Raw genomic sequence first — 26,592 nt, forward strand, 5'->3', positions numbered from 1 at the left:
TTGCGGGGGCCGCACCGCGACGGGCTGCCCGAAGGTTGTGTCTGGAATCCCAGACACCCGAGGTCTCCTTGTCTGGGATCCCAGACAAATGGTTCACGCGACGCCGGGTCTATCGTCGGAGCATGAGCATCGTCCCGGCTGCCGCGCAGGTCCTGGCCGTGCTGCGCTATCTGGCGACCCAGGCCGCCCCGGTGCCCGCGGCGGCTATCAGCCGCGACGTCGGACTGCCCCGCTCGACGACCTACCACCTGCTGGACACCCTGGCCGCCGACGGCTTCGTCTCCCACCTGCCCGAGGAGCGGCGCTACGGTCTCGGCGTCAGCGCCTTCGAGCTCGCCTCCGGGTACGCGCGGCAGGAGCCCTTCCAGCGGCTGGCCCGGGTGCCGCTGGCCAAGCTCGTGGACCGCACCGGGTACAACGCCAACCTCGCGGTGCTGCACGGCCGCGAGGTCATCTACGTCATCGAGGAACGGGCCCCCGGCCGCGCCCCCCTGGTCAGTGAGGTGGGTGTGCGGCTGCCGGCCCAGCTGACCGCCAGCGGCCGGGCGGTACTGGCCCATCTGCCGGCTGCGCAGGTACGGGCGCTCTTCCCGGACCGGTCGTCCTTCGTCCAGCGCAACGACGCGGGGCCCACCTCGTTGACCGCGCTGCGTGCCCTGCTGGCCGAGGTGCGCCGTCGGCAGTACGCCACCGAGGAGGGCGAAATCACCGTCGGCCTGTCCTCCATCGCCGCCCCCGTGTTCGATCACCACGCCCATCCGATCGCCGGCGTGTGCGTCACGTTCCCGAGCCGGCCGGGGAGTGCCGCCGAACGCCAGGAGATCGCGGGGCACGTCGCGCAGACCGCCCGCGAACTGACCCGCCGCGTGGGCGGCGTTCCGAAAACACCCTGATAACGCCACGCGGCCCGGCCTCGCGAGCTGTCCGCTGCCGCATCCCGCGAACTCCGCATCCGGCGAACTCCGCATCCGGCGAACTCCGCATCCCGCGGACTCCGCGGACGGCGAAAGCGGGCGTCGGAAGACCTCAAGGCCTTCCGGCGCCCGCTTTGCCGCGCGGGGACTACTCAGCGGCGGTCGTCGCGATCGGTGCCGTCCACACCCTCCGGACCGTCCGTCCCCTTGCTCTCCTTGTTCTCCGCGTCGGTCTGCTCGGCCTGGCCCTCCGGGTCGGCCGAGGACGGACCGCTGCCGTCGACCGAGGTCAGCGGCGCGCGGTCGGAGACCTCCGTGGGAGCGGGCGGCTCGACCAGCCAGTCCGGGTTGGCCTGCTTGTCCCACCACCTCCAGGCGGCGTAGGCGGCACCCGCCACGATGCCTGCCACGGCGAACCCCTTGAGGAGCCGGCCGGCCTTCGCCCGCCGCTCGTGCTTCCTGGCGAGCTGCCTGATCTCCTTCGCGGTGACCTGTCCGCGGAGCGCCGCCAGCGCGGCGGCGCTGCGGACCGAGGCCTCCTCCGCCACGGGCTGGGCGACGGCCATCGCGTGCTCGACGCGCGGAACGGTGTAGTCCGCGGCGCTGCGCGCGACCTGCCTGGTGCGTAGCGCGGCGCGCTGGGCCACCTCGTCGACCTTGGGGGGCACATGGGCACGGGCCAGTTCGATGCGTGGCGCAAGATGCGCGCCGTATTGGACGCGGGCCTGCTGGGCTGCTTTCGACACCTTTGGCGCGAGCCGTGTGCGGGCCTCGTGCGCGAGATGTGCGGCCTGGTCCTTGGCCGAGTCGGCGTAGGGCGCCACCACTTCCGCGGCGTGCTGCACGCTGTCCTTGGCCGAGTCGGTTGCGGCGCGCACGCTGTCGATGCGGGTCACGGGATCCTCCTCCTTGGTGGCGGGTAGGTACTCCGCCTTTCCACCCATTTCGAGATCATGCCTGCCGAAGGCCTGTACGGCATGCGGGGCAGGCATCCGGGTCATCCGGTTCATGTCCGGGTCATCCGGGTCATGGCTGACGCCTTCGGGCAATGCGGTGCAAGGGGAGCTTGCCGACGACAATGCCACGGTTCGGTTCAGCCCGCGCCGGTTGGTCACGCACTTGGCCGCATTTGTTCCTGCGGGGAGCGGCACGCAAGGGGCTTCGGGGAAGCCGCAGGCGAAGGGGGGCGGACACGGCCTCGGCGCGACGGGCGCGCTATCGGGCAAGAAGGTGAGCGGAGTGCGTTCGGGGTGGCGGCCGGGCGCCGGAGCGGAAGGTCCGTGCGAGGATCGGTGGAACGTCACCACGGACCTGACGTCACCCATCGTGGACCTGACGTCACCGAAGACTCACCGAAGACTCACGGAAGGCAGATCGTGGCTGAGCAGCTTTACGCCACCTTGAAGACCAATCAGGGCGACATCGAGATCCGGCTTCTGCCGAACCACGCGCCCAAGACGGTCAAGAACTTCGTCGAGCTCGCCCAGGGCGAGCGTGAGTGGACGCATCCCGAGACCGGCAAGAGGTCCACGGACCGGCTGTACGACGGCACCGTCTTCCACCGCGTCATCAGCGGCTTCATGATCCAGGGCGGCGACCCGCTGGGCAACGGCACCGGAGGCCCGGGATACGAGTTCGGTGACGAGTTCCACCCCGAACTCGGCTTCAACAAGCCGTACCTGCTGGCCATGGCCAACGCCGGCCCGGGCACCAACGGCTCGCAGTTCTTCGTCACCGTCTCGCCGACCGCCTGGCTGACCGGCAAGCACACCATCTTCGGCGAGGTCGTCGACCCCGCCAGCCAGAAGGTCGTGGACGCCATCGCGTCCACCCCGACCAACGCCCGCACCGACCGCCCGCTGCAGGACGTCGTCATCGAATCGGTCGTCATCGAGAACCGGTGATCACCAGTGGTCATCTCGTGATCACTTTCTGATTCTCCTTTCGGGAACCAACCGCCCTGGTCGTCCGTACTTGTTACATAGCGGATGAGCAGGGCGGCGTCGTGCGTGCTGCCGCCACGACGAGGACCGAGGGGACCGGGAAACCATGGGACCGATGGACCAGCAGCCGCCGGGAGACCAGGACCGGTCCGCCGCCATGGACGGCTCGCTGAACTGCTACCGCCACCCCGGTCGCGGTACGCACATCCGCTGCACCCGCTGCGACCGCCCGATCTGCCCCGAGTGCATGGTCAACGCCTCGGTCGGCTTCCAGTGCCCGGACTGCGTCCGCCAGGGATCCGGTACGGGGCACGGCCCGGCCGCCAACCAGCCGCGGACCGTCGCGGGTGGCAGCATCGCGGCCGACCCCCGGCTCGTCACCAAGATCCTCCTCGGCATCAACGTCGCCGTGTACATCGCCGTCCTGGCGAAGGGCGAGCTGGTCAACGACCTGCTGCTGCTCGGCCGTGCCACGACCCACTTCGGCGGCCCGCTCGAAGGCGTCGCCGAGGGCCAGTGGTACCGGCTGGTGACGTCGATGTTCCTGCACCAGGAGATGTGGCACATCGTCTTCAACATGCTGGGGCTGTGGTGGCTCGGCGGGCCGCTGGAGGCGGCGCTCGGCCGCGCCCGCTACCTCACGCTCTACATGCTGTCCGGCCTGGCGGGCAGCGCCCTCACCTACTGGCTCTCCGCACCCGTGCAGGGCTCGCTCGGCGCCTCCGGAGCGATCTTCGGCCTGCTGGGCGCCACCGCCGTGCTCATGCGCCGGCTCAACTACGACATGCGCCCGGTCTTCGCGCTTCTCGCGGTGAACCTGGTCATCACCTTCAACCCCTGGGGCGGGATCGCCTGGCAGGCACATGTCGGCGGTCTGATCGCGGGCACGCTGATCGCGATCGCCATGGTGCACGCCCCCCGTGAGCGGCGCGCACTGGTGCAGTACGGCACCTGCGCCCTGGTCCTGGTGGCCGTGGTCGCCATCGTCGTCGCCAGAACAGCCGCGCTCACCTGAGCGCACGCCGCCACGGACCCGGTTGCCCGGGGATCTACGCTCGGCCGGCTGTCCACAGCGTCACTTGTCCACAGCGCGTGCCGGATCTTGTGCATTCTGTGGGAACAACTGTGCCCCTTGTCGCTGAGCTGGGTTTTTCCAGCAGGGACAAGGGGCGTGCCATCCCTCGGTGAGGAAGGCTGCAGTCACATCGGCGTCAACAGCCAGGGAGTTATCCACAGATCGTCTGACCTTTTCCCCCGCCTGTGGATAACGCTGTGGGTAACTCGGGGCAAGGGTTGTGGAACCTGGACCCGCTGTGGGATCAGGCGCCCTGCGGCGCTACTTCCACTGCGTGGAGACACCGAAGCCGCCGGCGATGAAGCCGAAGCCGACGACGATGTTCCAGTTCCCCAGCGACTTGATCGGCAGATCGCCGTCGGTCACATAGAAAACGACGATCCAGGCCAGACCGATCAGGAAGAGCGCCAGCATCACCGGCGCCACCCAGCTGCGGCTGGTCAGCTTTATGTTGGTTGCCTGCTTCGCCGGAGGGGGCGTGAAGTCGGCCTTCTTGCGGATACGTGACTTCGGCACGAGGAACTCTCCTGTCGATGCGCTGCGTGACCGCGCAGGGAACTGTGGCTGACGCCGGGGCGGGGCTCGAGGGGGAATGCTGCCTCCCCCGGGCGTCCGTTAGCGTAGTGCTTCCGCGGCGCCGAAGGAGATAAGGGTACGTTGAGCAATTCTGCCGACTCTCCCCGAGGACCGGTCCGGCGCACCTTCCGGCACCCGGTCCGGGTGCTCACCGCCGCCGTCTTCGCCCTCGCCGGACTGATCTTCGTCACCAGCGCCAACACGGCCAAGGGCACCAACATCCGCACCGACTCCTCGCTGCTGAAGCTCTCCGACCTCATCCAGCAGCGCAGCGGCAAGAACGCCCACCTGGACGAGACCAATGCCACCGCGCGCGAGGACATCGACGCCCTCGTGCGGCGCGATCACGGCGGCACCGAGGCGCAGGACGCCCGGCTCAAGGAACTGGCGCGGGCCGCGGGCACCACAAAGCTCTCCGGCCGGTCCGTGTCCGTCACGCTCAATGATGCACCGCTGGGCGCCACCGCGAACCCCGGCTACCCCGACCCGCAACCCAATGACCTGGTCATTCACCAGCAGGACCTGCAGGCGGTCGTCAACGCCCTCTGGCAGGGCGGCGCCCAGGGCATCCAGGTCATGGACCAGCGGCTCATCTCCACCAGCGCGGTCCGCTGCGTCGGCAACACCCTGATCCTCCAGGGCCGCGTCTACTCCCCGCCGTACAAGATCACCGCAGTGGGTGACCCGGCCGCGCTCAAGCAGGCACTCGACGACTCCCCGGCGATCAACAACTACCTGCTGTACGTGAAGGCGTACGGGCTCGGCTGGAAAGTCGACGAGCAGAAGGCGGTGACTCTTCCCGGCTACTCGGGCACAGTGGATCTCCACTATGCGGAGCCGGCGAAGTAGCGAGCAGCTGTGGGGAGGCCGACACGGTGTCGGTGCGACTGATCGTGAGGACGTTCAGCGAACTCTGCATCACCGTCGGCGCCCTGATCGTGCTCTTTGTGGTGTACGTGCTGTTCTGGACCGGAGTGAAGGCCGCCGAAGCGACCGAGGGACAGATCGACACCCTGCAGAACCAGTGGGCGCGGGGCACGGTGTCCGTTCCCGCGCCGGGCACGTCCCCGGCGCCGGGCACCTCCCCGACACCGTCGGCGCCGCCCGCCTCCGCGGCGTACCGGGACGGCAAGCCGTTCGCGATGCTGTACATCCCCCGCTTCGGCAAGGGCTGGGAGTGGCCCGTCCTGGAGAACACCGAGGTCAGGACCTTGCAGAAGGGGCTCGGCCACTACAGCGGGACCGCCCGCCTCGGAGCGACGGGCAATTTCGCGGTGGCCGGACACCGCCGCACGTACGGGGACCCGTTCAAGGACTTCCCGAAGCTGCGCCCGGGCGACGCGGTGCTGCTGACGGACGGGACGACGTGGTTCACGTACCGCATCGACAAGAAGCCCTACCGGACGGTGCCGAGCGACATCGGGGTCATCGACCCCGTACCCCGCAGGTCCGGTTTCGACGGGCCCGGCCGCTATCTGACGCTGACCACCTGCGACCCCGAATGGGGCAGCAGCCATCGGCTGATCGCCTGGGCGCACCTCGACGCGACCCAGCCCGTGAGCGACGGCAGGCCGGCAGCTTTCCACAGCTGACCCACGCTCGTGCCCCGGCCCTTTAGTCTGGTCCCGTACCGAATGGAGGGGACAGCATGTACGGCTGGATCTGGCGGCATCTGCCGGGCAACGCATGGGTGCGTGCGCTCATCTCGCTCGTGCTGGCGCTGGCTGTCGTCTACGCGCTTTTCCAGTACGTCTTCCCGTGGGCGGAGCCGCTGCTTCCGTTCGGCGATGTGACGGTCGACGGCTCGACCGGAACGGGGGGCGGCCAGTGAGCGCCCGCATCCTCGTCGTGGACAACTACGACAGCTTCGTCTTCAACCTCGTCCAGTACCTCTACCAGCTCGGCGCCGAGTGCGAAGTGCTGCGCAATGACGAGGTGACCACGGCACACGCCCAGGACGGCTTCGACGGGGTCCTGCTGTCGCCCGGCCCCGGCACCCCGGAGCAGGCGGGTGTCTGCGTCGAGATGGTCCGCCACTGCGCGGCCACGGGCGTCCCGGTCTTCGGGGTCTGCCTCGGGATGCAGTCGATGGCCGTGGCGTACGGCGGTGTGGTGGACCGCGCCCCGGAGCTGCTGCACGGCAAGACCTCGCTGGTGACCCATGAGGGCACCGGGGTCTTCACCGGCCTGCCGTCCCCCTTCACCGCGACCCGCTACCACTCGCTCGCCGCCGAACCCGACACGGTCCCGGCGGAGCTGGAGGTGACGGCGCGCACCGCCGACGGCATCATCATGGGGCTGCGCCACCGGGAACTGGCGGTGGAGGGCGTGCAGTTCCACCCGGAGTCGGTGCTGACCGAGCACGGCCATCTGATGCTGGCCAACTGGCTGGCACAGTGCGGCGACACAGGAGCCGTCGCGAGGTCGACGGGGCTCGCGCCGGTGGTGGGCAAGGCCGCCGCGTGACCGCACTCCGTCCCGAACACGACGCCGGACAGGACGGCCCGTACGAGCAAGGAACGTACGAGGCCGCAGGCGCGTTCGAGGCGGCGGTCGACCAACTGGCGGATCCGCTGAACGATCCGCTGCCCGGGCGGCATGCCTCGCCGTGGTCCCGGTCCGGCGGCATCCCGCCGGAGGAGCAGGGGCGGGGACTGCACCGGGCGCCGGATCGGCCATCCCGGGCGCAGGCGCAAGGACAGGCACAGCCACAGGCGCCACAAGGGGCGCAGACGCCCGAGCAGACCCCGCGTGAGTGGTACGACCCCGAGGGGTTCGAGCGGGACTGGTACGGGCAGCAGACACCCGCGCCGGTGCCCCGGGCGCAGCCCGTCCCCACCCCCGTTCCCCTCCCGCCGGACGGCGAGACGGTCGGCGTGCGGACTGCGGACCCCCGCCACCTGGCCGATCAGGCGCCGACGGACCGGCAGCCGGTTCCCGGGCCGGAGCCGTTGTCGGAGCCGTTGTCGGAGCCGGGCCCGGGGCCCGAGAAGGCCGATCCGGAACCGCGTACCGGAGGCCGTGCCGAGCGCCGACGCGCCGCGAAGGGCCGCGGCCGCCGACGTGCCGAACCGCGGCCGGAATCCACGGCGCCGGCCGCGGCATCGGCGCCGGCCGACAAGCCGATGTCCCGCGTCGAGGCGCGGCGCGCGGAGCGCGCGGCCAAGGACAGCCCGGCCGTTGTCGCCAGCCGGGTCGTCGGAGAGCTGTTCATCTCGCTCGGTGTGCTGATGCTGCTGTTCGTCACGTACCAGCTGTGGTGGACGAATGTGCGCGCCGACCAGTACGCCGGCAAGGAGACGCACAAGATCCAGGACGACTGGGCGAAGGGCGACCGCAACCCGGGTGCGTTCGAGGCGGGGCAGGGATTCGCCATCATCCACATCCCCGAACTGGATGTGGTCGCTCCGATCGCCGAGGGCATCAGCAAGGAGAAGGTCCTCGACCGGGGCATGGTCGGCCACTACAGCGAGGGCACGCTGCGCACCGCGATGCCGTCCGCGAAAAAGGGCAACTTCGCGCTGGCGGGCCACCGCAACACGCACGGCGAACCGTTCCGCTACATCAACAGGCTGCGTCCCGGTGACCTGATCGTGGTCGAGACGCAGGATGCGTACTACACGTACGAGGCGACGAGGACCCTTCCCCAGACTTCGCCGTCCAACGTCTCGGTGATCGGCCCGGTTCCGCCCGGTTCGGGGTTCACCGGGCCGGGCCGGTACATCACTCTGACGACCTGTACGCCGGAATTCACGAGTACGTACCGTTTGATCGTCTGGGGCAAGATGGTCGACGAACGACCGCGCAGCAAGGGCAAGCCCGACGCGCTCGTCGGCTGAAACATCATCACGACAGGAACGGGTGCGGTGACAGCGAGGACCGAGCACGAAGAGCGAATCGGCGAGTCCGCGCCCCCGCCGCGCCGCAGAGGCCGCCATCCCGTCGCGACGGCGGTCAGTTTCTTCGGCGAACTGCTGATCACCGCAGGCCTGGTGCTCGGACTCTTCGTCGTCTACTCCCTCTGGTGGACGAACGTGCTCGCCGACCGCGAGGCCACCAAGCAGGGCCACACCGTCCGCGACCGCTGGGCGGGCGGACCGGGCGCGCTGGACACCAAGGACGGCATCGGCTTCCTGCACGTTCCGTCGATGAAGAACGGCGAGGTGCTCGTCAAGAAGGGCACCGACACCGAGAACCTCAACAACGGCATCGCGGGCTACTACACCGACCCGGTGAAGTCGGCTCTCCCCTGGGACAAGCAGGGCAACTTCACCCTGGCGGCACACCGCGACGGGCACGGTGCCAAGTTCCACAACATCGACAAGGTGAAGACGGGTGACGCGGTCGTCTTCGAGACCAGGGACACCTGGTACGTCTACAAGGTCTTCAAGGAGCTTCCCGAGACGTCCAAGTACAACGTCGATGTACTGCAGGCGGTACCGAAGGGATCGGGAGCGAAGAAGCCCGGCCGCTACATCACGCTGACGACCTGCACACCGGTCTACACGTCGAAGTACCGCTACATCGTGTGGGGCGAGCTGGTGCGTACGGAGAAGGTGGACGAGGACCGCACGAAGCCGGCGGAGCTGCGTTAGCCGATATGCTGAACAGGGCCCGAAGTCGCAACCAATCCTTGCGACTTCGGGCCCTCTGCTGTCCTGGCCTACGGGCCTACCTGAGTACCTGCAGCCTCGCGCCCGCGCTCCAGGCCTCCAGCAGGCCGCGGTGGACGGCTGTGACGCCGACCTGCGTCGCGATGTCGAGCGCCTCGCGGGAGAACGGGCAGGTCGCCACGTACACGGCCACGTCCGCCCGGTGCAGCGTCTTGGTGCCGACGAACTTCTGCATCTCGCCGCTCCACACCGAGCGGTACGGGGCGAAGTTCTTGCACTGGACGACCAGCCGGCGCCCGTCGGCGGTGTACCCGGTGATGTCGGCCCCGCGGTCGCCGCTCCCGCCGTGTACCTCGATACCGATGCAGTCGTCCCGGCGCAGCAGCCCGGCGATGTGCTGCTCGAACTCCCGCCAGTTCATGGCGTCGATCGAGGCCATGACTCCGGTGAGCGGACGCTGCTCCTGCGCGTGCTGGAGCCGACGCAACTGGGTGTCGTGCCGGACGAGCCTCCGCTCGATCTGCTGGACGTTCTCGCGAAGGCCGATGAGTTCCCGCCGCTGCTCGCCGGAGGTCTCGATGAGCGCGTTCAGTACGGGCACGACAGTGGTGCCGAGAAGGCGGGTGAAGCTCTCCTCGCCGAGCCGCGTGATGCGGGCGTCGAGTGATTCGACGTCGTTGACACGCTGCGGGGTGTCCACGATCAGGGGGTGCGCCCGCGAGGAGTGTTCGATATCGAGCAGATACGTACGTACGCGACGCGCGACCTCGCTGTCCCGGAGCAGCATGGCCACGTTCAGGACGGTCCGCCGGGTCCAGAGGGCCATGCTCGAACGGGGCTGTGGATAACTTTCCGGATAGGAACTCAGGATGAGTTCCTTAAATTTCTGCAGCTCAGCGCCCCGGATCACCCTCAGACCATTCGATTCGAGTTCTTCTCGATGACGGCTGAGGAGGTTGTTGATGACTGTTTCCGCCACCTCGAAGTAGGCAGCGACCATGGCGGTGGTCACGTGCATACCGTTCGGTAGCAAGGACAGCGTTTTGACTCGGTCGAGTGCCTCCGTACGTTCGGTGAAGCTCCGACGCAGCGCCTGTGATTCCACCAGAGCGACCTCATTGATCACGTCTTGACCCTTCATCTAGCCGTCTGTGCGGCCGGAGTCCGATGCCCCGCCCCACCCGATCAACGAATCAGCACATATGAAGACACGATCGGTTTACGGCTGCATGTGCGGTATGCCGGGCCGGAGGCATCGTGGCACGGGCACAGCAAAGGGCCCCGGTCACCGTTGCGGTGCCGGGGCCCGATGGGCGGTGCGGTTCGGGGTCAGCGGCGTGAGCCGGACGGGCCGCCGAAGATGTTGCCGTCTCCGCCGCCCTGCATGGTCCAGACGTTGACCGCGCTGTTCTTGTCAACCGGCTGGTTGGCGTTGGGCTGGAAGGTGACAACCCTCGCGTTGTCGTCCTTCGGGCCCTGCACCTGTCCGAGCTGCAGACTCGCCTCGGCAAGCAGGTTCTTCGCTTCCGCCAGGGTCTTGCCCTGCAGGTCGGGAACCGTGGTCTGCTCCGGCTGCGGCGGACCCTTGGAGACCTTCAGGACGATTTGGACATCCTTGGCCTGCTTGCCGGGACCTGGGGCCTGCTCGACCACTACGCCCGCCGCCTCGGGCGAGTCGATGTCGGTACGCACGATGTTGGTGAACCCGATGCGCTTGAGCTGGTCCTCCGCATCCGTGTACGTCCTACCGGTCACGGAAGGGAGCTCCAGGGCGGCCTGCTTGGCAACCGTGATCGTGACCTCGGAGTTCTTCTCGGCCTTCGTGCCGCCCTCGGGGGCCTGGGTGACGACCGTATCCGGCGTCATGCCGGACTCGACGGTGGTGACGTTCACCGTAAAGCCCTTCTCCTCAAGTTCCTTGCGGGCGGTCTCCTTTGTCTTCTCCACGACGCTCGGAACCTCGACCTTCGGCGCGCCGGTGGAGACGACGACCGTGACGGTCTCCTTCTCCGTCATCTTGACGTCGACGGCCGGGGTCTGGCTGCAGATCTTGCCCTTGGGCTGGTCCTCGCAGGGTTCGCGCGAGCCGACCTTGAGGACGACGTGGGCGTTTCTCGCAAGGTCCTGTGCTTCGTTCACGGTCAAGCCGACCATGTTCGGCGCATTGACCTGGTCGCTGGCGGCCTTGTTGCGGAACACCTCCTGGCCGAGCAGGATCGCGCCGATCAGCACCACGACGCCCGCGACGATCAGCAGGATCGTCGATGTGTTCTTCTTCTTCTGGCGTCTGCGGTCCGGTCGGTCGTCGTAGCCGTACCCGCCGTCGTCCGGGTTGACCGGGGGCAGCATGGACGTGGGCGCGCCGTTCTGGTCCGCGGCACGCAGTGCGGTGGTCGGCTGGTCGTTGCCGTATCCGTCGTAGCCGCCGTAACCGGGCGTGCCCATCGCCGCGGTGGCGGCGACCGGCCGGCCGTCGAGGCAGGCCTCGATGTCGGCGCGCATCTCGTCGGCCGACTGGTAACGGTAGTCGGGGTCCTTGGTCAGGGCCTTCAACACGATCGCGTCCATCTCGGGCGTGATCTCGGGGTCGAAGTTGCTCGGCGGCTGCGGCTCTTCCCGTACGTGCTGGTAGGCGACCGCGACGGGCGAGTCCCCGATGAACGGCGGCCGGACCGTCAGCAGCTCGTAGAGCAGGCAGCCGGTCGAGTACAGGTCGGAGCGCGCGTCGACCTGCTCGCCCTTGGCCTGCTCCGGGGAGAGGTACTGGGCGGTGCCGATGACGGCCGAGGTCTGGGTCATCGTCATGCCGGAGTCGCCCATGGCGCGGGCGATGCCGAAGTCCATGACCTTGACCTGGCCGGTGCGCGTCAGCATGACGTTCGCCGGCTTGATGTCGCGGTGGACGATGCCCGCGCGGTGCGAGTACTCCAGTGCCTGGAGGATGCCGACGGTCATCTCAAGGGTGCGCTCGGGCAGCAGCTTGCGGCCGGAGTGCAGAAGTTCCCTGAGCGTCGACCCGTCGACGTACTCCATGACGATGTACGGGATGGAGACCCCGTCGACGTAATCCTCACCGGTGTCGTAGACCGCGACGATCGCCGGGTGGTTGAGCGAGGCGGCGGACTGGGCCTCACGGCGGAACCGGGCCTGGAAGGACGGGTCGCGGGCCAGATCGGCCCGCAGCGTCTTCACAGCTACGGTGCGGCCGAGCCGGGTGTCGTGTGCGAGGTAGACCTCGGCCATGCCACCACGGCCGAGCACCGAGCCCAGCTCGTACCGGCCGCCGAGGCGACGCGGCTCTTCCATAACTGTTCCAGCCCTCTCCGTCAGTCCCGACCGCACCGGTGTGTGGTCCGGCGGTGTGCTGCTCGCGCATACGCTACCGGCCGTGTACTACCTGATCGGCCCGGAATCCGGACCTGATATCTGACCGGTATCCCAATGTGCAGATATGGCACCCGATGTGATGGGCATCACCTCCTGCTGTCGATGACCGCCTTCATTACAGCCTGCGCGATCGGGGCGGCCAGACCACCACCGGAGATGTCGTCACGGTTGGCCTGGCCGTCCTCGACGACCACGGCGACGGCAACCGGGGAGCCGCTGTCGGTCTTGGCGTACGAGATGAACCAGGCGTACGGCTTCTCGCTGTTGTTGAGACCGTGCTGGGCCGTACCGGTCTTGCCGCCGACGGTGACATTGGGGATCTTGGCCCGCTGCCCCGTGCCGCTCTCGACGACGGTCTGCATCATCTGCTGGAGCTTCTGGGCGTTCTCACCCGAAAGGGGCTGGCTGAGCTGCTCCTTCTCGTGGGTGTAGATCGGATCCAGACTGGAGGCCTGGCGCTCGGCGACCATGTACGGCTGCATCAGCTTGCCGTCGTTGGCGACCGCGGCGGCGACCATCGCCATCTGCAGCGGCGTGGCGCGGTTGGACGCCTGGCCGATGCCGGCCATGGCGTTCTGCGGGCGGTTGTCCTTGGGGTAGACGCTGGCGTCGGCGCGGACCGGGGTGAAGATGTCCTTGTTGAAGCCGAACTTGTTGGCCTCGTCGATCATCTTCTGGTTGCCGAGGTCATCGCTGATCTTGCCGAAGACGGTGTTGCAGGACATCCGCAGCGCTTCCCGGAGCGAGGCGTTCTTACACGGGATGTTGCCCTCGTTGTCCAGGTTGCCGGTGGTCAGCGGGAGTCGCCAGGGCAGCGGCGACTTGGTGGGCTCGTCGATGCTGGTGTACAGCCCGTTCTCCAGCGCGGCCGCGGCGGTGACGACCTTGAAGGTCGAGCCCGGGGGGTAGGTCTCGCGCAATGCCCGGTTGAGCATCGGCTTTTCCTTGTCGTCCAGCAGCTTCTTCCGTGCCTTTGTGTCCTTGTCGAAATTGCCGGCGAAGACAGAGGGGTCGTACGAAGGGGTGCTGACGAGGGCCAGGATGGCACCGGTCTGCGGGTCGATCGCGGCTACGGCGCCCTTCTTGTCGCCGAGCCCCTTGAAGGCAGCCTTCTGGGCGGCGGCATTGAGGGTGGTGACGACGTTGCCGCCCTGCTTCTTCTCACCGGTGAACATGGACAGTGTCCGGTCGAAGAAGAGCCGGTCGTCGTTGCCGGTGAGGATGCCGTCCTCAAGGTTTTCGAGCTGTGTCGCGCCGAAGGCCTGTGAGGAGTAACCGGTGACGGGGGCCCACATGGGGCCGTTCTTCCAGACCCGCTTGTACTTGAAGTCGACGTCCTTGGTCGCCACGGAACCTGTGATCGGGTTGCCGTCGACGATGATGTTGCCGCGCTCGTGTGCGTAACGCTCGATGCGGACGCGGCGGTTCTCTTCGCGGCTGTTCAGCTCGTCGGCACGGACGTACTGGAGGTAGTTGGTCCGTACGAGCAGGGCGAGGATGAGGACGCCGCAGAAGATCGCGATCCGGCGAAGAGGCTTGTTCACGGTCGGACCACCTGGGTCATCTCGGCGTCGGAGGACGGGGCAGGGGCCGGGGCGGGGCGGCGTGCGGTGTCGCTGATCCGGATAAGAATGGCGATCAGTGCCCAGTTGGCCAGCACGGACGAACCACCGTACGCAAGGAACGGCATGGTCATACCGCTGAGCGGGATGAGCCCCATGACGCCGCCGGCGACCACGAAGACCTGGATTGCGAAGGCTCCCGACAGCCCGATGGCGAGCAGCTTGCCGAAGGGGTCACGGGCGGCCAGCGCCGTGCGGACGCCTCGCTCGATGATCAGGCCGTAGACCAGCAGGACGGCCATCATTCCGGCCAGACCCAGCTCCTCGCCGACGGTGGAGAGGATGAAGTCGGCGTTGGCAGCGAACAGGATCAGGTCCGAGTGGCCCTGGCCCAGTCCGGTGCCGAGCGTGCCGCCGGAACCGAAGGACATGAGGGACTGCGCGATCTGGTCGCTCTGCGCGATCGTCGCCTTGGAGAACGGGTCGAGCCAGGCGTTCACCCGCTCCTGGACGTGATGTTCGAAGGACGCGACACCCACCGCGCCGGCCGCCGACATCAGCAGACCGAAGACGATCCAGCTGGTCCGCTCAGTGGCGACGTACAGCATCACGACGAAAAGACCGAAGAACAGAAGCGAGGTGCCGAGGTCGGTCTCGAAGACCAGAATCAGGATCGACAGGGCCCAGATGGTGATGATCGGTCCGAGGTCACGTCCGCGTGGCAGGTACATCCCCATGAAACGGCGACTGGCCAGCGCCAGCGCATCTCGCTTCACCATGAGGTAGCCCGAGAAGAACACCGCGATGAGGATCTTGGCGAACTCTCCCGGCTGGATGGAGAACGGACCGAGGCTGATCCAGATCTTCGCGCCGTTCACCGCGGGGAAGAACATCGGCAGGATCAGCAGGATCAGTGCCGCGGCCATCGAGATGTAGGTGTAGCGCTGGAGGATGCGGTGGTCCTTGAGGATCATCAGCACGGCTACGAAGAATGCGACGCCGATCGCCGAGTACAGCAGCTGCTTGGGGGCATCGGGGCTGTATGCCCCGTAGTAGGTCTCCGCACGCCGGATCAGCCGTTCCGACTGGTCCAGCCGCCAGATCAGCACCAGCCCCAGGCCGTTGAGCAGGGTGGCGAGCGGGAGCAGCAGCGGGTCCGCGTACGGCGCGAACTTGCGCACCACGAGGTGGGCGACGCCACCGAGCAGGATGAGTCCCCCTCCGTATCCGAACATGCCGGACGGGAGACTGCCGTCCATGGCGAGTCCGACGTTGGCGTAGGCGAACACCGAGATGGCGACGGCGAAGACCATCATCATCAGTTCGGTGTTGCGACGGCTCGGTGCGTCGATCGCGCCGATCGTGGTCGTGTTGGTGACAACGCTCATGGTGCTGAAGGCCCCCTACGGCTTTACTGCTTACCGCACTGCGGGACCAGCTTTTTCTCTTCCTCCGAGAGGCTGGGACCAGGAGTGGGAGTCGCTGCGGTCGGCTTGGTCTTGGTGGCGTCGGAGGTGCCGGACGTCTTGGCGGCGCCGGAGTCCGTGCCACTGGCTTGGCCCTCGTCGGAGCTGGCCTTCGCGGCCGCGCGTCGCTGGGCGTCCTTCTTGCAGGCGGATGCCTGGACGGAGAGTTCGCCGATCTTCTTGCGTGCGGCGGTGAGGTTGCCCTCGGCGATGGTCGCCTCGACCTGCTTGCGCTGGTAGGGCGGGAGGTACTTGAGTTCGATCTCGGGGTGGTCCTTCTCGACCTTCGAGAGCGAGATCCACGCCAGGTCCTGGCTGATGCCGCGGAACAGTGCGACGTGTTCGTTCTTCGCGCCGACATAGAACTGGTTCTGGGTCCAGCGGTAGCCGCCGTAGAGACCGCCGCCGATGACGGCGAGCGCGAGCACGATGTAGAAGGACCGCTTGAGCCACCTGCGGCCGCCGCGGGGCTTGACGAAGTCGTCGTCGGTGTACGCGTCGAAGGAGCCGTCCGGCATTCCGTCGTAGCCGATGTCGTCGCCGCTGCCGGGCGGGCCGAAGCCGCCCGCGGGCGGCGGGACGGGGCGGCCGAGACCGGCCGCTCGTCCGGCGGGGGTCTGCATGGCGCCGCCGTCGTTCTGCTGGGCGGCCTGGTTCTCGGCGACCGCGCCGACGATGACCGGGGTGTCGTTGAGCTGTCCGGCCAGGGTGTCGTTGCTGTCGACGTCGAGGACGTCGGCGACGATGCAGGTGATGTTGTCCGGGCCGCCGCCGCGCAGGGCGAGCTGGATCAGCTCCTGGATCGTCTCCTGAGGGCCCTGGTAACTGGCGAGGGTCTCTTCCATCGTCTGGTGGGAGACGACTCCGGAGAGCCCGTCGGAACAGATCAGATAGCGGTCGCCGGCCCGGACCTCACGGATGGAGAGATCGGGTTCGACTTGGTCTCCACTGCCCAGCGCACGCATCAAAAGAGCGCGCTGCGGGTGGGTGGTGGCCTCTTCCTCGGTGATCCGGCCCTCGTCGACCAGCCGCTGCACCCAGGTGTGGTCCTGGGTGATCTGGGTGAGTACGCCGTCGCGCAGCAGGTACGCGCGGGAGTCGCCGACGTGGACGAGGCCGAGGCGCTGGCCGGTCCAGAGCAGGGCGGTGAGCGTGGTGCCCATGCCCTCCAGCTGGGGGTCCTCCTCGACCATCATGCGCAGCTGGTCGTTGGCCCGCTGGACCGCCGTACCGAGCGAAGTGAGGATGTCCGAGCCCGGGACGTCGTCGTCGAGCTGGACGAGCGTGGAGATCACCTCGGAGCTGGCGACCTCGCCGGCTGCCTGGCCGCCCATGCCGTCGGCGATGGCGAGAAGGCGCGGACCGGCGTAGCCGGAGTCCTCGTTGCCCTCCCGGATCATGCCCTTGTGCGATCCGGCGGCGAAGCGCAGGGAAAGACTCATGCGCACCTCGCCCGTCGGCTCGGGGTACAGCCGGTCTCGAGCCACACTGCCCACCCTCCGGTCGGGAGCCGGGCCGGGTCCGTTGCCCGGGCCGTCGCGGCTCGCTCGCTCCGCTCGCTCATTGTCGTACTACTTCCGCAGCTCGATGACGGTCTTGCCGATCCGGATCGGCGCGCCCAGCGGAACAGGCGTCGGGGTGGTGAGTCGGGTCCGGTCGAGATACGTGCCGTTGGTGGACCCGAGATCCTCGACGATCCACTGGCCGTCACGGTCGGGGTAGATCCTGGCATGCCTGCTGGACGCGTAGTCGTCGTCCAGCACGATCGTTGAGTCGTGGGCCCGGCCCAGCGTGATGGTCTGCCCCTGGAGCGCCACCGTGGTGCCGGTGAGGGTGCCCTCGGAGACGACCAGCTTTGTGGGTGCCCCCCGGCGCTGCCGGCCGGGCTGCTGGCGTTGCTGCGGCGGTGCCGCGGCATTCTGGCGTGCCTGCGGCGGTCGTGCGTCGGTCGCGGTGCGGCGTGAGCCGCGCTGCGTGACGCGCGTTCCGAACAGGTCGCTGCGGATGACCTGGACGGCCACGATTACGAACAGCCACAGAACAGCCAGGAATCCTAGCCGCATGACCGTCAGGGTCAGCTCTGACATTGCCCCCGCTTCACCCTTCGGCTTGCCGGTAAACGATGGTGGTGCTGCCCACGACGATCCGCGAGCCGTCGCGGAGCGTAGCGCGGGTTGTGTGCTGCCCGTCCACCACGATGCCGTTGGTGGACCCGAGATCCTGGATCGTCGAGGGCGTTCCGGTCCGGATCTCACAGTGCCGACGCGATACGCCGGGGTCGTCGATCCGCACGTCGGCGTCGGTGCTGCGTCCCAGCACCAGCGTCGGGCGGGAGATCTGATGGCGGGTGCCGTTGATCTCGATCCAGCGCCGCACCTGCGCGTTCGGCAGGGGGCTGGGTCCGGCCGGCGGCTGCCGGTCGGTACTGGGCGCTCCGGGCCTGCCTGCGCCCGGCGGCGGCGCCGCGGGCATGGGCGGGGCGGAGCTGGGCGGATAGCCGTAGCCGCCGGTGGGCTGCGCGGGACGTCCCGGGCCCGGGTGGGGGGGCTGGCCGTGCTGTTCTGGCCGGCCCTGGGGATCCTGCTGCTGTGACGAACTCGACGCCAGGGTGCGGCTGCGCACCCGGTAGAGCCCGGTGTCGAGGTCGTCGGCCTTCTCCAGATGGACCTTGATGGGGCCCATGAAGGTGTACCGCTGCTGCTTGGCGTAGTCGCGGACCAGGCCGGAGAGTTCGTCGCCCAACTGTCCGGAGTACGGGCTGAGTCGCTCGTAGTCGGGGGTGCTGAGCTCGACGATGAAGTCGTTGGGGACGACGGTCCGCTCACGGTTCCAGATCGTTGCGTTGTTGTCGCACTCGCGCTGGAGGGCTCCTGCGATCTCGACCGGCTGGACCTCGGACTTGAAGACCTTGGCGAAGGTGCCATTGACCAGACCTTCGAGACGCTGCTCGAAACGCTTCATGACTCCCATGGGGCACCTCCTCCGTTGTAGTCGTCCCTGTACTGCTTACTGATCGTATCCACGCGTCGGGAAATCGGCTGGTTCCCCTTGTCTGCCCTGTGGATGAGTGTCACCTCTCACACGGATCGTAGAGGCGGCCCCCTCACAGTGTCCCGCACGTGTGGCGCACTGAGGAGGAGTGGGGGCAGCCGCTGGGCGTTCCCGCTTCCCGCCAGGCTTTCGGTGAAACAACGGATGTGAATCCACCCTGTCCAGCGTGCTAATCTTCCGGATGTCGCCAGGCGCTCGCACCAAACGGTGAGAGAGAGTCTGGAAACACCACTCTTGCGCGAGTGGCGGAACGGCAGACGCGCTGGCTTCAGGTGCCAGTGTCCTTAGGGACGTGGGGGTTCAAATCCCCCCTCGCGCACAAGAGAGAAGCCCCACAGGCCAAACGGTCTGTGGGGCTTCTTCGTTCCCACCGGTGCCCACCGGTGCCCACCGGTGCCCACCGGTGCCCACCGGTGCCCACCGGTGCCCACCGGTGCCCACCGGTGCTCGGCGTGCCTGTTATGTCTGTCGCGTGCCGCGTGCTCGCTATCTCTGTGGCCGATGGGCGGCGACCGGAGTGTGGCGACTTTCGTCGTGAGCGGGCGCGACGAAAGTGAGGCGTCGCGGGTGTGCGGGGCTGCCTAGGGTGCGGGGCGTGTACGTGATATCGAACCTCCGGGCCGGATGGCAGTGGTGTGCGGCGCCGGAGCTGTGGTCCCGGCGCAGGACGGCCGGAGAGGCCGTGCTGGCCGTGGTGCTCGGGCTGCTCGCAGCCGGGACGGAAGAACTGCTGCGCAGCGGAGAACTGCGGCTGTGGACGGTGTCGGCAGCCGTCGTGGTGCTGTCCTTGATGAGGCGCCGGATACCGGTGACCGTGTTGGTGGTGACGGCCGCCCTGGCCGGGCTGTCCGGCGGATTCGCGCTGCTGCTGATGGTGGTGGCGTGGAGTTCCGGGCGCCGGATCGCCGGGGCGGCGCGGACTCTGGGGGCCTTCACCGCCTCGTACGCGTTCTATGTGGGGCTGACCGTCGCGGTGAACTGGTCGGTCATGCGGCCGCTGACCCAGGTGCTGTTCACCACCCTCTACTTCCTGGCGACGACACTCGTGCCCGGCCTCGCCAGCCGGTACTGGACGCAGCGCCGGACCCTGTTGCACGCCCTGCAGGAGCGCAATGCGCAGCTCATCAGGGAGCGGGCCATGATCGTGGGACAGGCGCGGCTCGTGGAACGCCAGCGGATCGCCCAGGACATGCACGACAGCCTCGGTCACCGACTGGCGCTCATCGCTGTCCATACGGGAGCGCTGGAGGTCGACCGGGACCTGACAGCACGGCAGCGGGAAGTGGTCGGGGTGCTGCGAGACGCCTCGGTCCACGCGATGCATGAGCTGCGCGAGGTCGTCGGCATCCTCCGGGACGGTGTCGAGGGACCGGCGCAGGGCGGCGAGGGCGGACAGCCGGCGGCGCGGGGGACCGCAGGCATCGAGGAGCTGACGGTGGCGGCGCGGGCTGCCGGAAGCGCCGTGGAGCTTCGCCGTACAGGAAGGATCCGGGCGCTCGCCGCGGCCTCGGACCATGCGGCGTACCGCGTCGCCCAGGAAGCCCTGACCAACGCGTACAAGCATGCGCCGGGTGCGGCGATCACGGTCGAGCTGCGCTACGAGCCGGATTCCTTCGTCGTCGAGATCGTCAATGGTCCACAGCGGCATGCGCAGTCTGCGGGTGAGGTGGTCAGCGGCGGGCAGGGGCTGCCCGGTCTGCATGAGCGGGCCCGGCTGGTCGGTGGCATGGTGCACGCCGGCCGGACCCAGGACGGCGGCTTCCGGGTGGCCGGGGTGCTTCCCTACGGAGCCGAGGGCATGCCCGGCGGTGCGGCGGGCGCGCCGATGGTTGATGCGGAGGACGACTTCCGGCAGCAGTCCCGGATGGCCCCGCGGGGGAACGGTGGTCCGGTCATGGACGGGACGGTTTCCGAACGGGAGTTGGCGATGAGCGGCAGCAGAAGAAATACGGGCAGCGGGGTCGCGCTGGGCTGCGGGATAGGAGCCGGAGCCCTGGTGCTGTTGGTGCTGGCCTGCGGCTTCGGCCTGTACTTCTTGGCAGCGGAGGCGGACAAGGCGATGATCGATCCGAGTCATTACCGGTCGATCAAGATCGGCACGGCGGAGGACAAGGTACGGGAGGAACTGCCTGCCGGGGATACATTCATGACGACCGGACTGGACGGTGAGGGACCCGAGAAGCCGGCCGGGGCGACGTGTCTGGTCCTGATGTCCTCCGAGGTGGGCGACAGCTTCGACACCGAGCCGGTCTTCCGGTTCTGCTTCCGGGACGGCAAGCTGATCGAGAAGAAGTCCTACGAGGTCGCCAGCAGATGAGCGCCCAGGACGAGCGCGGGGGTACGAGTGACGGGTCAGCTGATCAGGGTTGTCATCGCTGACGACGAGCCTCTCATCCGGGCCGGGATACGGATGATCCTCACCTCGGACCCTTCCATCGAGGTCGTCGCGGAGGCTGCGAACGGGCGGGAGGCCGTAGAGCTGGTCCGTGCCCATGCCGCCGATGTGGTGCTGCTCGACATTCAGATGCCGGTGATGGACGGGCTCACGGCGTTGGCGGAGCTGCGCACGGCGGCTCCGGCGGTACGTGTGATTGTGCTCACGACGTTCGGCGAGCGGGAGAACGTGCTGCGGACACTGGAGCAGGGGGGTGCCGGTTTCCTGCTCAAGGACACGGCTCCGGCCGAACTGATCCAGGCGGTGCGGGCAGCGGCGGCCGGCGATGCCTATCTCTCACCCGGTGCCACCCGGCATGTGGTGGATCAGCTGACCCTGGGCCGGACGGCGGTGCGGGGCGAGGAGGCGCGACAGCGGGTGGCGGCGCTCAGCGGGCGGGAACGTGAGGTGCTGGCGCTGCTAGGGGAGGGGCTCTCCAATGCGGACGCGGGCAGGCGGTTGCACATGAGCGAAGCGACGGTGAAGACGTATGTGAGCCGGATCCTGGCGAAGCTGGGATGCGAGAACCGGGTACAGGCTGCGTTGTTGGCGAGGGATGCGGGCCAGTAGAACAACCACGGCGTGCGGGGTGCGAGGGAGGTCGGGATGGTTGGGCTGTGTTTCACGTGAAACACCCGATTGTGGATGTTCTCGGGTGGACGAGAAGGGAGGGTCGGGGCCGGCGGGATGCTCGATCCCCGGGGGGCGTTGTCTGGTTGTGGCGGTCCGGCGGCTGTTTTTGCAGGTCGGAGGGGACCGTGGGGTGCAGGTCAGGGGATCTTCGGGGTGGTCGCGACCGTGTCGCCTGCCGAGTTGTAGCGCAGTAGGTACTCCGCGAATTTGGCGAGGTCGTCCGCTGTCCAGTCGGCGAGACGCTGCTGGTATGCGGCGTGGCGGCTGGCCTGCGTCGAGGCGAGCGCCCGGGTTCCGGCCTCGGTGGGGTGCAGCACCTGGATGCGATGGTCGTCCGGGTCCGGGTGGCGCTCGACCAGGCCCAGCTTTTCCAGAGTGCCGATCTGCCGGCTGACCGTCGATTTGTCCAGCATGTAGTGCGCGGCAAGATCCGTTGCGCGGCAGCCGTGCTGGTCGTCGATGTGCGCCAGCAGCGTGTATGAGACCAGGGGCAGCTCCGGATGGAGGCGGGCTGCCGCGGCCCGCGCGCGACGCGCGAAGGCGGTCAGTTCGCGCTGGATGACATTCAGCGATTCTTCGCGTTCTCCGGGGTCGCCTGGCACTGGTTCGCCTTCCGTCTCGTCTTCCTCGGGATTCAGTTGTATAGTACAACGGGTTGTGAGTTGTAAAAGCCAACTATTGGAGTGTCCCGAATGTCCTCAGGCCCGAGTGCCGCTGCCGGCTCCACCGCAGCCGCTCTGCGTCATGTGCTGAGTCATCTCGTCACGCCGCTGCTGATGTGCATCGGCATGGGGCTCGCCTACCTCGGGGCGTTTCACGCCCCTGAGCCGCACGACCTGAGGGTGGACGTGGTCGGGTCGGGGCCGAGCGCGCAGGTGCTTGCGCAGACACTGCAGGACAAGGGCGACGGGGCGCTGAGTGTGCACACGGTCCCCGATCGCGCAGCGGCGGTGAATCACCTGAAGACACAGGCGAGTTACGGTGCCTACCTGCCGGGGAAGCACCCCGAGCTGCTGGTGGCCGGCGCGGCGTCCGACACCAGCGCCACGGTGGTCGAGAAGGTCTTCACCAAGGTCGCCGCCGAGCACGGTCACCCGCTGAAGGTGACGGACACGGCACCGACCGCGGACGGCGATCCGACCGGCCAGGGCATCTTCTTCCTGCTGGTCGCGGTGAGCATCGGTTCCTACGCCTCGGTCGCGGTGATCGGCGGCGCGGGCGCGGTGCTTTCGCTGCGGATCAGGGCCGCACTGACGGTTGCCGCGTCTCTGGTGGTGAGCCTGATCGGAGCGGTCTTCGCCGGTCCGCTGTTCGGTCTCGTGGACCACGGGCTCGGCGGTCTCTGGGCGATGGCCTGGCTCTACTCGGCGGGCATTCTGCTGATCGGCGTCGGGCTGCACACCTTCCTCAAGCGATGGACGACGCTCGGCGTGATGGTGCTCTTCGTGATGCTCAACTTCACCAGCTCCGGCGGCATCTTCCGGCCGGAGCTGCAGCCCGGCTTCTTCGGTGCGCTGCACTCCTTCTGGAACGGTGCGGGGTTCGTCGAGGGTGTACGCAGTCATGTGTACTTCGGCGGACATGCGCTCGGCCGGAATGTGCTGGTGCTCGCGCTCTGGTTCGTGGTGGGTCTGGCAGTGATGGGTGCGGCAGGGCTGGCCGAGGCGAGGCGGCGGAGGACCGCGGTGGAGACCGCTCCGGCAGGGGCGGCCGAGGGAACGGTCGAGGCCGGGGCTGTACAGGGACGGGGGCGGCACGTCAGGGCCGAAGCCCGGACCGAGGTGGACCACGAGGAAGAGCTGGAAGAGGAGCTGGAAGAGGCCGTCGGCGTCTGATCAGGACAGAGCGTTGCCCACGGGGTGTTGTCCACAGGCCGGAACGTGAGTTTTCCACAGGCGCAGACGGCTTTCGGCGGACGGCGGTACCTTCGTCGCAATTGATCTGCGACAGGGCGTCGGGCCAGGAGCGCAGGGCGAGGGTGGGGGAGGCCGCGCGCCATGGGCGAAATCGAAGCGACAGTGCCGGTTCAGCGGGCTGTGCAAGGGAATTCGCGCATTCCGGTCGTGCCCGGATTCGCTCGCAGGGCGGATGGGGCGGCCGTGGCGGGCAGGAGCGCGCCACAGTCGCCCAGGAATGTGGGCAAGGCCTTGCGGGAGAGGGTGTCCAGGGCCTCTCACTCCTCTCTGGACCTTCCGGCCGGGCGGCCCGATGCCGTGCAGGCGGTCGAGGAGTCGAGCCGCGGCCGGGTGCCCGGGCTCACCCCGATCCGGGTGGGTCGGATGGCGGCCACGCCGTTCGCCTTTCTGCGGGGCTCGGCCGGGCTGATGGCCCATGACCTGGTGGGCACGCCCGTCAGCGGGACGGGCGCTCAGCTCTGCGGCGATGCGCACGCGGCCAATTTCGGGCTGTACGGCGATGCGCGCGGCAGCCTGGTCATCGATCTGAACGATTTCGACGAGACCGTGTTCGGCCCCTGGGAATGGGACCTCAAGCGCCTCGCCACCTCGCTGGTGCTCGCCGGTCGGGAGGCCGGGGCGGACGAGGACACCTGCCGCCAGGGTGCCTACGACACGGTGGGCGCCTACCGGCGGACGATGCGGCTGCTGGCCAAGATGCCCGCACTGGATGCCTGGAATGCCATCGCGGACGAGGAATTGGTCTCGCACGCCGATGCGCGGGATCTGCTCGGCACCCTGGAGCGGGTCTCGGAAAAGGCCCGTAACAACACCAGCGCCCGTTTCGCGGCCAAATCCACCAAGGATTCCGGGGAGGGCGGACGCCGCTTCATCGACGCGCCGCCGGTGCTGCGGCGGGTGCCGGACGAGGCGGCCGCGGCGGTGGCGGCGGGACTCGGCGACTATCTGGGCACGATCTCGGAGGACCGGGTGCCGCTCCTCGCCAGGTACGCGATCCACGACGTGGCGTTCCGGGTGGTCGGCACGGGGAGCGTCGGCACCCGGTCGTACGTGGTGCTCCTGCTCGATCACCGCGGCGAGCCCTTGGTGCTGCAGGTGAAGGAGGCGCGGCCCTCCGTACTGGCGCCGTATCTGCCGGCTGCCGGGTTCGATGTGCCGGAGGTGGCGCACGAGGGGCGCCGGGTGGTGCTCGGGCAGAAGCGGATGCAGGTCGTCAGCGACATCCTGCTGGGGTGGGCCACCGTGGAGGGGCGTCCCTTCCAGGTGCGGCAGTTCCGCAACCGCAAGGGCAGCGTGGACCCGGCGGCCCTGGCAGCCGACCAGGTCGACGACTACGGCCGGATGACCGGGGCGCTGCTGGCGCGGGCCCATGCGCACAGCGCCGATCCGCGGCTGATCGCGGGTTACTGCGGCAAGAACGAAGAGCTGGACGAGGCGGTGACGGCGTTCGCGGTGACGTACGCGGACCGTACGGAGGCGGACCACGCGGAGCTGGTACGGGCCATCGGGTCGGGGCGAATAGCCGCCGAACTGGGTGTGTGAGGGGCATTGGGCCGACCGCGCGTCATCGGGGCGTGGGAGGTGGCCATACGCTGGACGGGTGACCCACGAAGCCGCCGGGGTGCCGACCACCCGGAACGACGATGACCGGCAGGACAACGACCGGCAGCACGATCAGCATGCGCCGGATGCGCCGGATGCGCCGGATGCGCCGGATGCGCCGGATGCGCCGGATGCGCCGGACGGCCGGTCAGCCGGTGCCGGTGAGGGTGCCGGTGCTGCTGATGGGACCGGCGGGGCCGTCGGCGGGCATGCGGAGGGGGCTCGGCCCGAGGCTCGGCTCGCCAAGGCCGTACGGGCGGCGGAGCAGGCGTTGATCGAGTTCGAGATCGCGGTGGAGACCTTCCGGGTCGAGGTCGAGAACTTCTCCCGGCTGCACCACCAGAAACTCGGGCCGATGTACGCCCGCCTCGATGAGCTCGATGCGCAGATCGCGGAGGCCCGGGCTGCCAGGACCGGTGATCCCGAAGACCTCCGCAAGGCTCAGGAGGCCCGGGCGCTCGTGATGCCGATGCCGGGTGTCGACGAGCTGTTCCACGACTGGATCGACTCCGACGGGCTGTCCCCCGAGGCGGCAGCGATGCTGACGGAACAGCCGGTTCGGCCGCCCAAGCGGGTCCGGCCGACCGAAGAGGCGCGCAAGCTCTACCGCGAGCTGGCGCGCAAGGCCCACCCGGACCTGGCGCAGGACGAGACGGAGCGGGCACGCCGGGACGAGTTCATCACCCGCGTCAACGCCGCTTACGGGCGTGGTGACGAGGCACTGCTGATCGAGCTGGCGCAGGAGTGGGCCGCGGGGCCGGTGGCGCCGGAGACGGAGCTCAGCGAGAGCGAGGAGCTCTACGCCCGGCTGAACTGGCTGACCCAGCGCAAGGAACTCCTGACGGTGCTCGCTCAGGAGCTTGAGGAGAGCGCGATCGGGGCCATGCTGCGGATGGCGCCCGACGATCCGGACCGGCTGCTCGACGAGATCGCCGATCAGCTGCTGGGCGAGGTCGCTCAGCGTGAGGCGGAGCTGACGGGGCTGGTGCAGTAGCGTTCCTGGTGACTCTGGAGCGTACGTACGAGAGAAGGCATGACCCATGAATTTCGCCCCGCTGCCCTCGGTGGATGTCGCGGCGGTTCCGTCGGACGGCTTTGTGCTGGATGTCCGCGAGGACGACGAATGGGCGGCCGGGCATGTCGAAGGCGCCGTGCACATTCCGATGAGTGACTTCGTGGGTCGCTTCGGTGAGCTGACCGAGGCGGCTGAGGGTGGGCGGCGCGTGCATGTGATGTGCCGGGTCGGTGGCCGGTCCGCCCAGGTCACGCAGTACCTGGTGCAGCAGGGCATCGACGCGGTGAACATCGACGGCGGGATGCTTGCCTGGGACGGTGCCGGGCGTCCGATGGTCACCGACAACGGCACCCCGGCTTTCGTGCTCTGAGCCGGGGGCAGCTCGGTTGCCCGGTCGCTGGGGCC

25 protein-coding genes and 1 tRNA gene are annotated in these 26,592 nt (G+C 68.4%); 16 read left to right on the top strand and 10 right to left on the bottom strand.

Features of this window, described 5'->3' with window-relative positions:
- Positions 1 to 122: 122 nt before the first annotated feature.
- Positions 123 to 893, top strand: a complete 771-nt coding sequence (locus ACFVV1_RS04890; protein ID WP_389984514.1) for an IclR family transcriptional regulator — start codon at positions 123 to 125, stop codon at positions 891 to 893.
- A gap of 173 nt (positions 894 to 1,066) precedes the next feature.
- Here the strand turns inward: ACFVV1_RS04890 and ACFVV1_RS04895 are convergent, their stop codons facing one another.
- Complete coding sequence (locus tag ACFVV1_RS04895; RefSeq protein WP_389985135.1) at positions 1,067 to 1,810, bottom strand: DUF5324 family protein; 744 nt, start codon at positions 1,808 to 1,810, stop codon at positions 1,067 to 1,069.
- Between the two features lie 480 nt (positions 1,811 to 2,290).
- On the opposite strand from ACFVV1_RS04895, the gene ACFVV1_RS04900 reads away from it, so the two are divergent.
- Both ACFVV1_RS04900 and ACFVV1_RS04905 read left to right on the top strand, forming a co-directional pair.
- Positions 2,291 to 2,818: a peptidylprolyl isomerase gene (locus ACFVV1_RS04900; protein ID WP_389984517.1), complete on the top strand. Its 528-nt coding sequence runs from the start codon at positions 2,291 to 2,293 to the stop codon at positions 2,816 to 2,818.
- A 154-nt stretch (positions 2,819 to 2,972) separates the two neighbouring features.
- A complete protein-coding gene (locus ACFVV1_RS04905; protein ID WP_389984520.1) occupies positions 2,973 to 3,872 on the top strand; it encodes a rhomboid family intramembrane serine protease in 900 nt (299 codons plus the stop codon).
- 321 nt (positions 3,873 to 4,193) lie between these two features.
- Here the strand turns inward: ACFVV1_RS04905 and crgA are convergent, their stop codons facing one another.
- Entirely contained in the window at positions 4,194 to 4,448 is a 255-nt protein-coding gene (gene crgA, locus ACFVV1_RS04910; RefSeq protein ID WP_265543105.1) for a cell division protein CrgA, read from the bottom strand.
- A 141-nt stretch (positions 4,449 to 4,589) separates the two neighbouring features.
- Between crgA and ACFVV1_RS04915 the strand changes: the two genes are divergently transcribed.
- The 6 genes from ACFVV1_RS04915 to ACFVV1_RS04940 are packed head-to-tail and all read left to right on the top strand — an operon-like array spanning position 4,590 to position 9,103.
- A complete protein-coding gene (locus ACFVV1_RS04915; RefSeq protein WP_389984523.1) occupies positions 4,590 to 5,357 on the top strand; it encodes a DUF881 domain-containing protein in 768 nt (255 codons plus the stop codon).
- A 26-nt stretch (positions 5,358 to 5,383) separates the two neighbouring features.
- The gene (locus tag ACFVV1_RS04920) at positions 5,384 to 6,100 is read left to right on the top strand and encodes a class E sortase (protein ID WP_389984526.1); all 717 of its coding nucleotides are present in this window, start codon (positions 5,384 to 5,386) and stop codon (positions 6,098 to 6,100) included.
- A gap of 56 nt (positions 6,101 to 6,156) precedes the next feature.
- On the top strand, positions 6,157 to 6,339 hold the full coding sequence (locus ACFVV1_RS04925; RefSeq protein WP_266747294.1) for a hypothetical protein: 183 nt from the start codon (positions 6,157 to 6,159) through the stop codon (positions 6,337 to 6,339).
- Positions 6,336 to 6,974, top strand: coding sequence for an aminodeoxychorismate/anthranilate synthase component II (locus ACFVV1_RS04930; protein WP_389984529.1), 639 nt, complete (start codon positions 6,336 to 6,338; stop codon positions 6,972 to 6,974). Before ACFVV1_RS04925 ends, ACFVV1_RS04930 begins: the two co-directional genes overlap by 4 nt.
- Positions 6,971 to 8,347 carry a class E sortase gene (locus tag ACFVV1_RS04935; protein ID WP_389984532.1) on the top strand — a complete coding sequence of 459 codons (1,377 nt, stop codon included), beginning with the start codon at positions 6,971 to 6,973 and terminating at the stop codon, positions 8,345 to 8,347. The genes ACFVV1_RS04930 and ACFVV1_RS04935 overlap by 4 nt, the downstream gene beginning before the upstream one ends.
- A gap of 27 nt (positions 8,348 to 8,374) precedes the next feature.
- Positions 8,375 to 9,103, top strand: coding sequence for a class E sortase (locus tag ACFVV1_RS04940; RefSeq protein WP_389984535.1), 729 nt, complete (start codon positions 8,375 to 8,377; stop codon positions 9,101 to 9,103).
- Positions 9,104 to 9,179: 76 nt separating this feature from the next.
- Here the strand turns inward: ACFVV1_RS04940 and ACFVV1_RS04945 are convergent, their stop codons facing one another.
- From ACFVV1_RS04945 to ACFVV1_RS04975, 7 genes are all read right to left on the bottom strand, one after another.
- A complete protein-coding gene (locus ACFVV1_RS04945) occupies positions 9,180 to 10,139 on the bottom strand; it encodes a restriction endonuclease (protein WP_389985138.1) in 960 nt (319 codons plus the stop codon).
- 311 nt (positions 10,140 to 10,450) lie between these two features.
- Positions 10,451 to 12,427, bottom strand: coding sequence for a Stk1 family PASTA domain-containing Ser/Thr kinase (gene pknB / locus ACFVV1_RS04950; RefSeq protein WP_389984538.1), 1,977 nt, complete (start codon positions 12,425 to 12,427; stop codon positions 10,451 to 10,453).
- A 167-nt stretch (positions 12,428 to 12,594) separates the two neighbouring features.
- Positions 12,595 to 14,052, bottom strand: a complete 1,458-nt coding sequence (locus ACFVV1_RS04955) for a peptidoglycan D,D-transpeptidase FtsI family protein (RefSeq protein ID WP_389984541.1) — start codon at positions 14,050 to 14,052, stop codon at positions 12,595 to 12,597.
- Entirely contained in the window at positions 14,049 to 15,458 is a 1,410-nt protein-coding gene (locus tag ACFVV1_RS04960; protein ID WP_389984544.1) for an FtsW/RodA/SpoVE family cell cycle protein, read from the bottom strand. The genes ACFVV1_RS04955 and ACFVV1_RS04960 overlap by 4 nt, the downstream gene beginning before the upstream one ends.
- Before the next feature lie 23 nt (positions 15,459 to 15,481).
- Positions 15,482 to 16,978, bottom strand: coding sequence for a Stp1/IreP family PP2C-type Ser/Thr phosphatase (locus ACFVV1_RS04965; RefSeq protein WP_389984547.1), 1,497 nt, complete (start codon positions 16,976 to 16,978; stop codon positions 15,482 to 15,484).
- 129 nt (positions 16,979 to 17,107) lie between these two features.
- Entirely contained in the window at positions 17,108 to 17,623 is a 516-nt protein-coding gene (locus ACFVV1_RS04970) for an FHA domain-containing protein (RefSeq protein ID WP_093895021.1), read from the bottom strand.
- A gap of 10 nt (positions 17,624 to 17,633) precedes the next feature.
- Positions 17,634 to 18,506: an FhaA domain-containing protein gene (locus tag ACFVV1_RS04975; protein ID WP_389984551.1), complete on the bottom strand. Its 873-nt coding sequence runs from the start codon at positions 18,504 to 18,506 to the stop codon at positions 17,634 to 17,636.
- 317 nt (positions 18,507 to 18,823) lie between these two features.
- Here ACFVV1_RS04975 and ACFVV1_RS04980 point away from each other — a divergent pair.
- The 3 genes from ACFVV1_RS04980 (at position 18,824) to ACFVV1_RS04990 (ending at position 21,591) form a co-directional block, all read left to right on the top strand.
- Positions 18,824 to 18,906, top strand: a tRNA-Leu gene (locus tag ACFVV1_RS04980).
- A gap of 276 nt (positions 18,907 to 19,182) precedes the next feature.
- On the top strand, positions 19,183 to 20,904 hold the full coding sequence (locus ACFVV1_RS04985; protein ID WP_389984554.1) for a sensor histidine kinase: 1,722 nt from the start codon (positions 19,183 to 19,185) through the stop codon (positions 20,902 to 20,904).
- Positions 20,905 to 20,931: 27 nt separating this feature from the next.
- Complete coding sequence (locus tag ACFVV1_RS04990; RefSeq protein WP_389984557.1) at positions 20,932 to 21,591, top strand: response regulator; 660 nt, start codon at positions 20,932 to 20,934, stop codon at positions 21,589 to 21,591.
- 200 nt (positions 21,592 to 21,791) lie between these two features.
- Here ACFVV1_RS04990 and ACFVV1_RS04995 read toward each other — a convergent pair whose 3' ends face one another.
- On the bottom strand, positions 21,792 to 22,256 hold the full coding sequence (locus ACFVV1_RS04995; protein ID WP_389984560.1) for a MarR family winged helix-turn-helix transcriptional regulator: 465 nt from the start codon (positions 22,254 to 22,256) through the stop codon (positions 21,792 to 21,794).
- A 90-nt stretch (positions 22,257 to 22,346) separates the two neighbouring features.
- On the opposite strand from ACFVV1_RS04995, the gene ACFVV1_RS05000 reads away from it, so the two are divergent.
- The 4 genes from ACFVV1_RS05000 (at position 22,347) to ACFVV1_RS05015 (ending at position 26,557) form a co-directional block, all read left to right on the top strand.
- Positions 22,347 to 23,489: a hypothetical protein gene (locus ACFVV1_RS05000; RefSeq protein ID WP_389984563.1), complete on the top strand. Its 1,143-nt coding sequence runs from the start codon at positions 22,347 to 22,349 to the stop codon at positions 23,487 to 23,489.
- Positions 23,490 to 23,651: 162 nt separating this feature from the next.
- The gene (locus tag ACFVV1_RS05005) at positions 23,652 to 25,112 is read left to right on the top strand and encodes a DUF2252 domain-containing protein (RefSeq protein WP_389984566.1); all 1,461 of its coding nucleotides are present in this window, start codon (positions 23,652 to 23,654) and stop codon (positions 25,110 to 25,112) included.
- A gap of 58 nt (positions 25,113 to 25,170) precedes the next feature.
- Positions 25,171 to 26,166, top strand: a complete 996-nt coding sequence (locus ACFVV1_RS05010) for a hypothetical protein (RefSeq protein WP_389984568.1) — start codon at positions 25,171 to 25,173, stop codon at positions 26,164 to 26,166.
- A 46-nt stretch (positions 26,167 to 26,212) separates the two neighbouring features.
- Positions 26,213 to 26,557, top strand: coding sequence for a rhodanese-like domain-containing protein (locus ACFVV1_RS05015; protein ID WP_389984571.1), 345 nt, complete (start codon positions 26,213 to 26,215; stop codon positions 26,555 to 26,557).
- The last annotated feature ends 35 nt before the right edge of the window (positions 26,558 to 26,592 follow it).

This window comes from Streptomyces sp. NPDC058092, assembly GCF_042884935.1.
Lineage (GTDB): Bacteria > Actinomycetota > Actinomycetes > Streptomycetales > Streptomycetaceae > Streptomyces.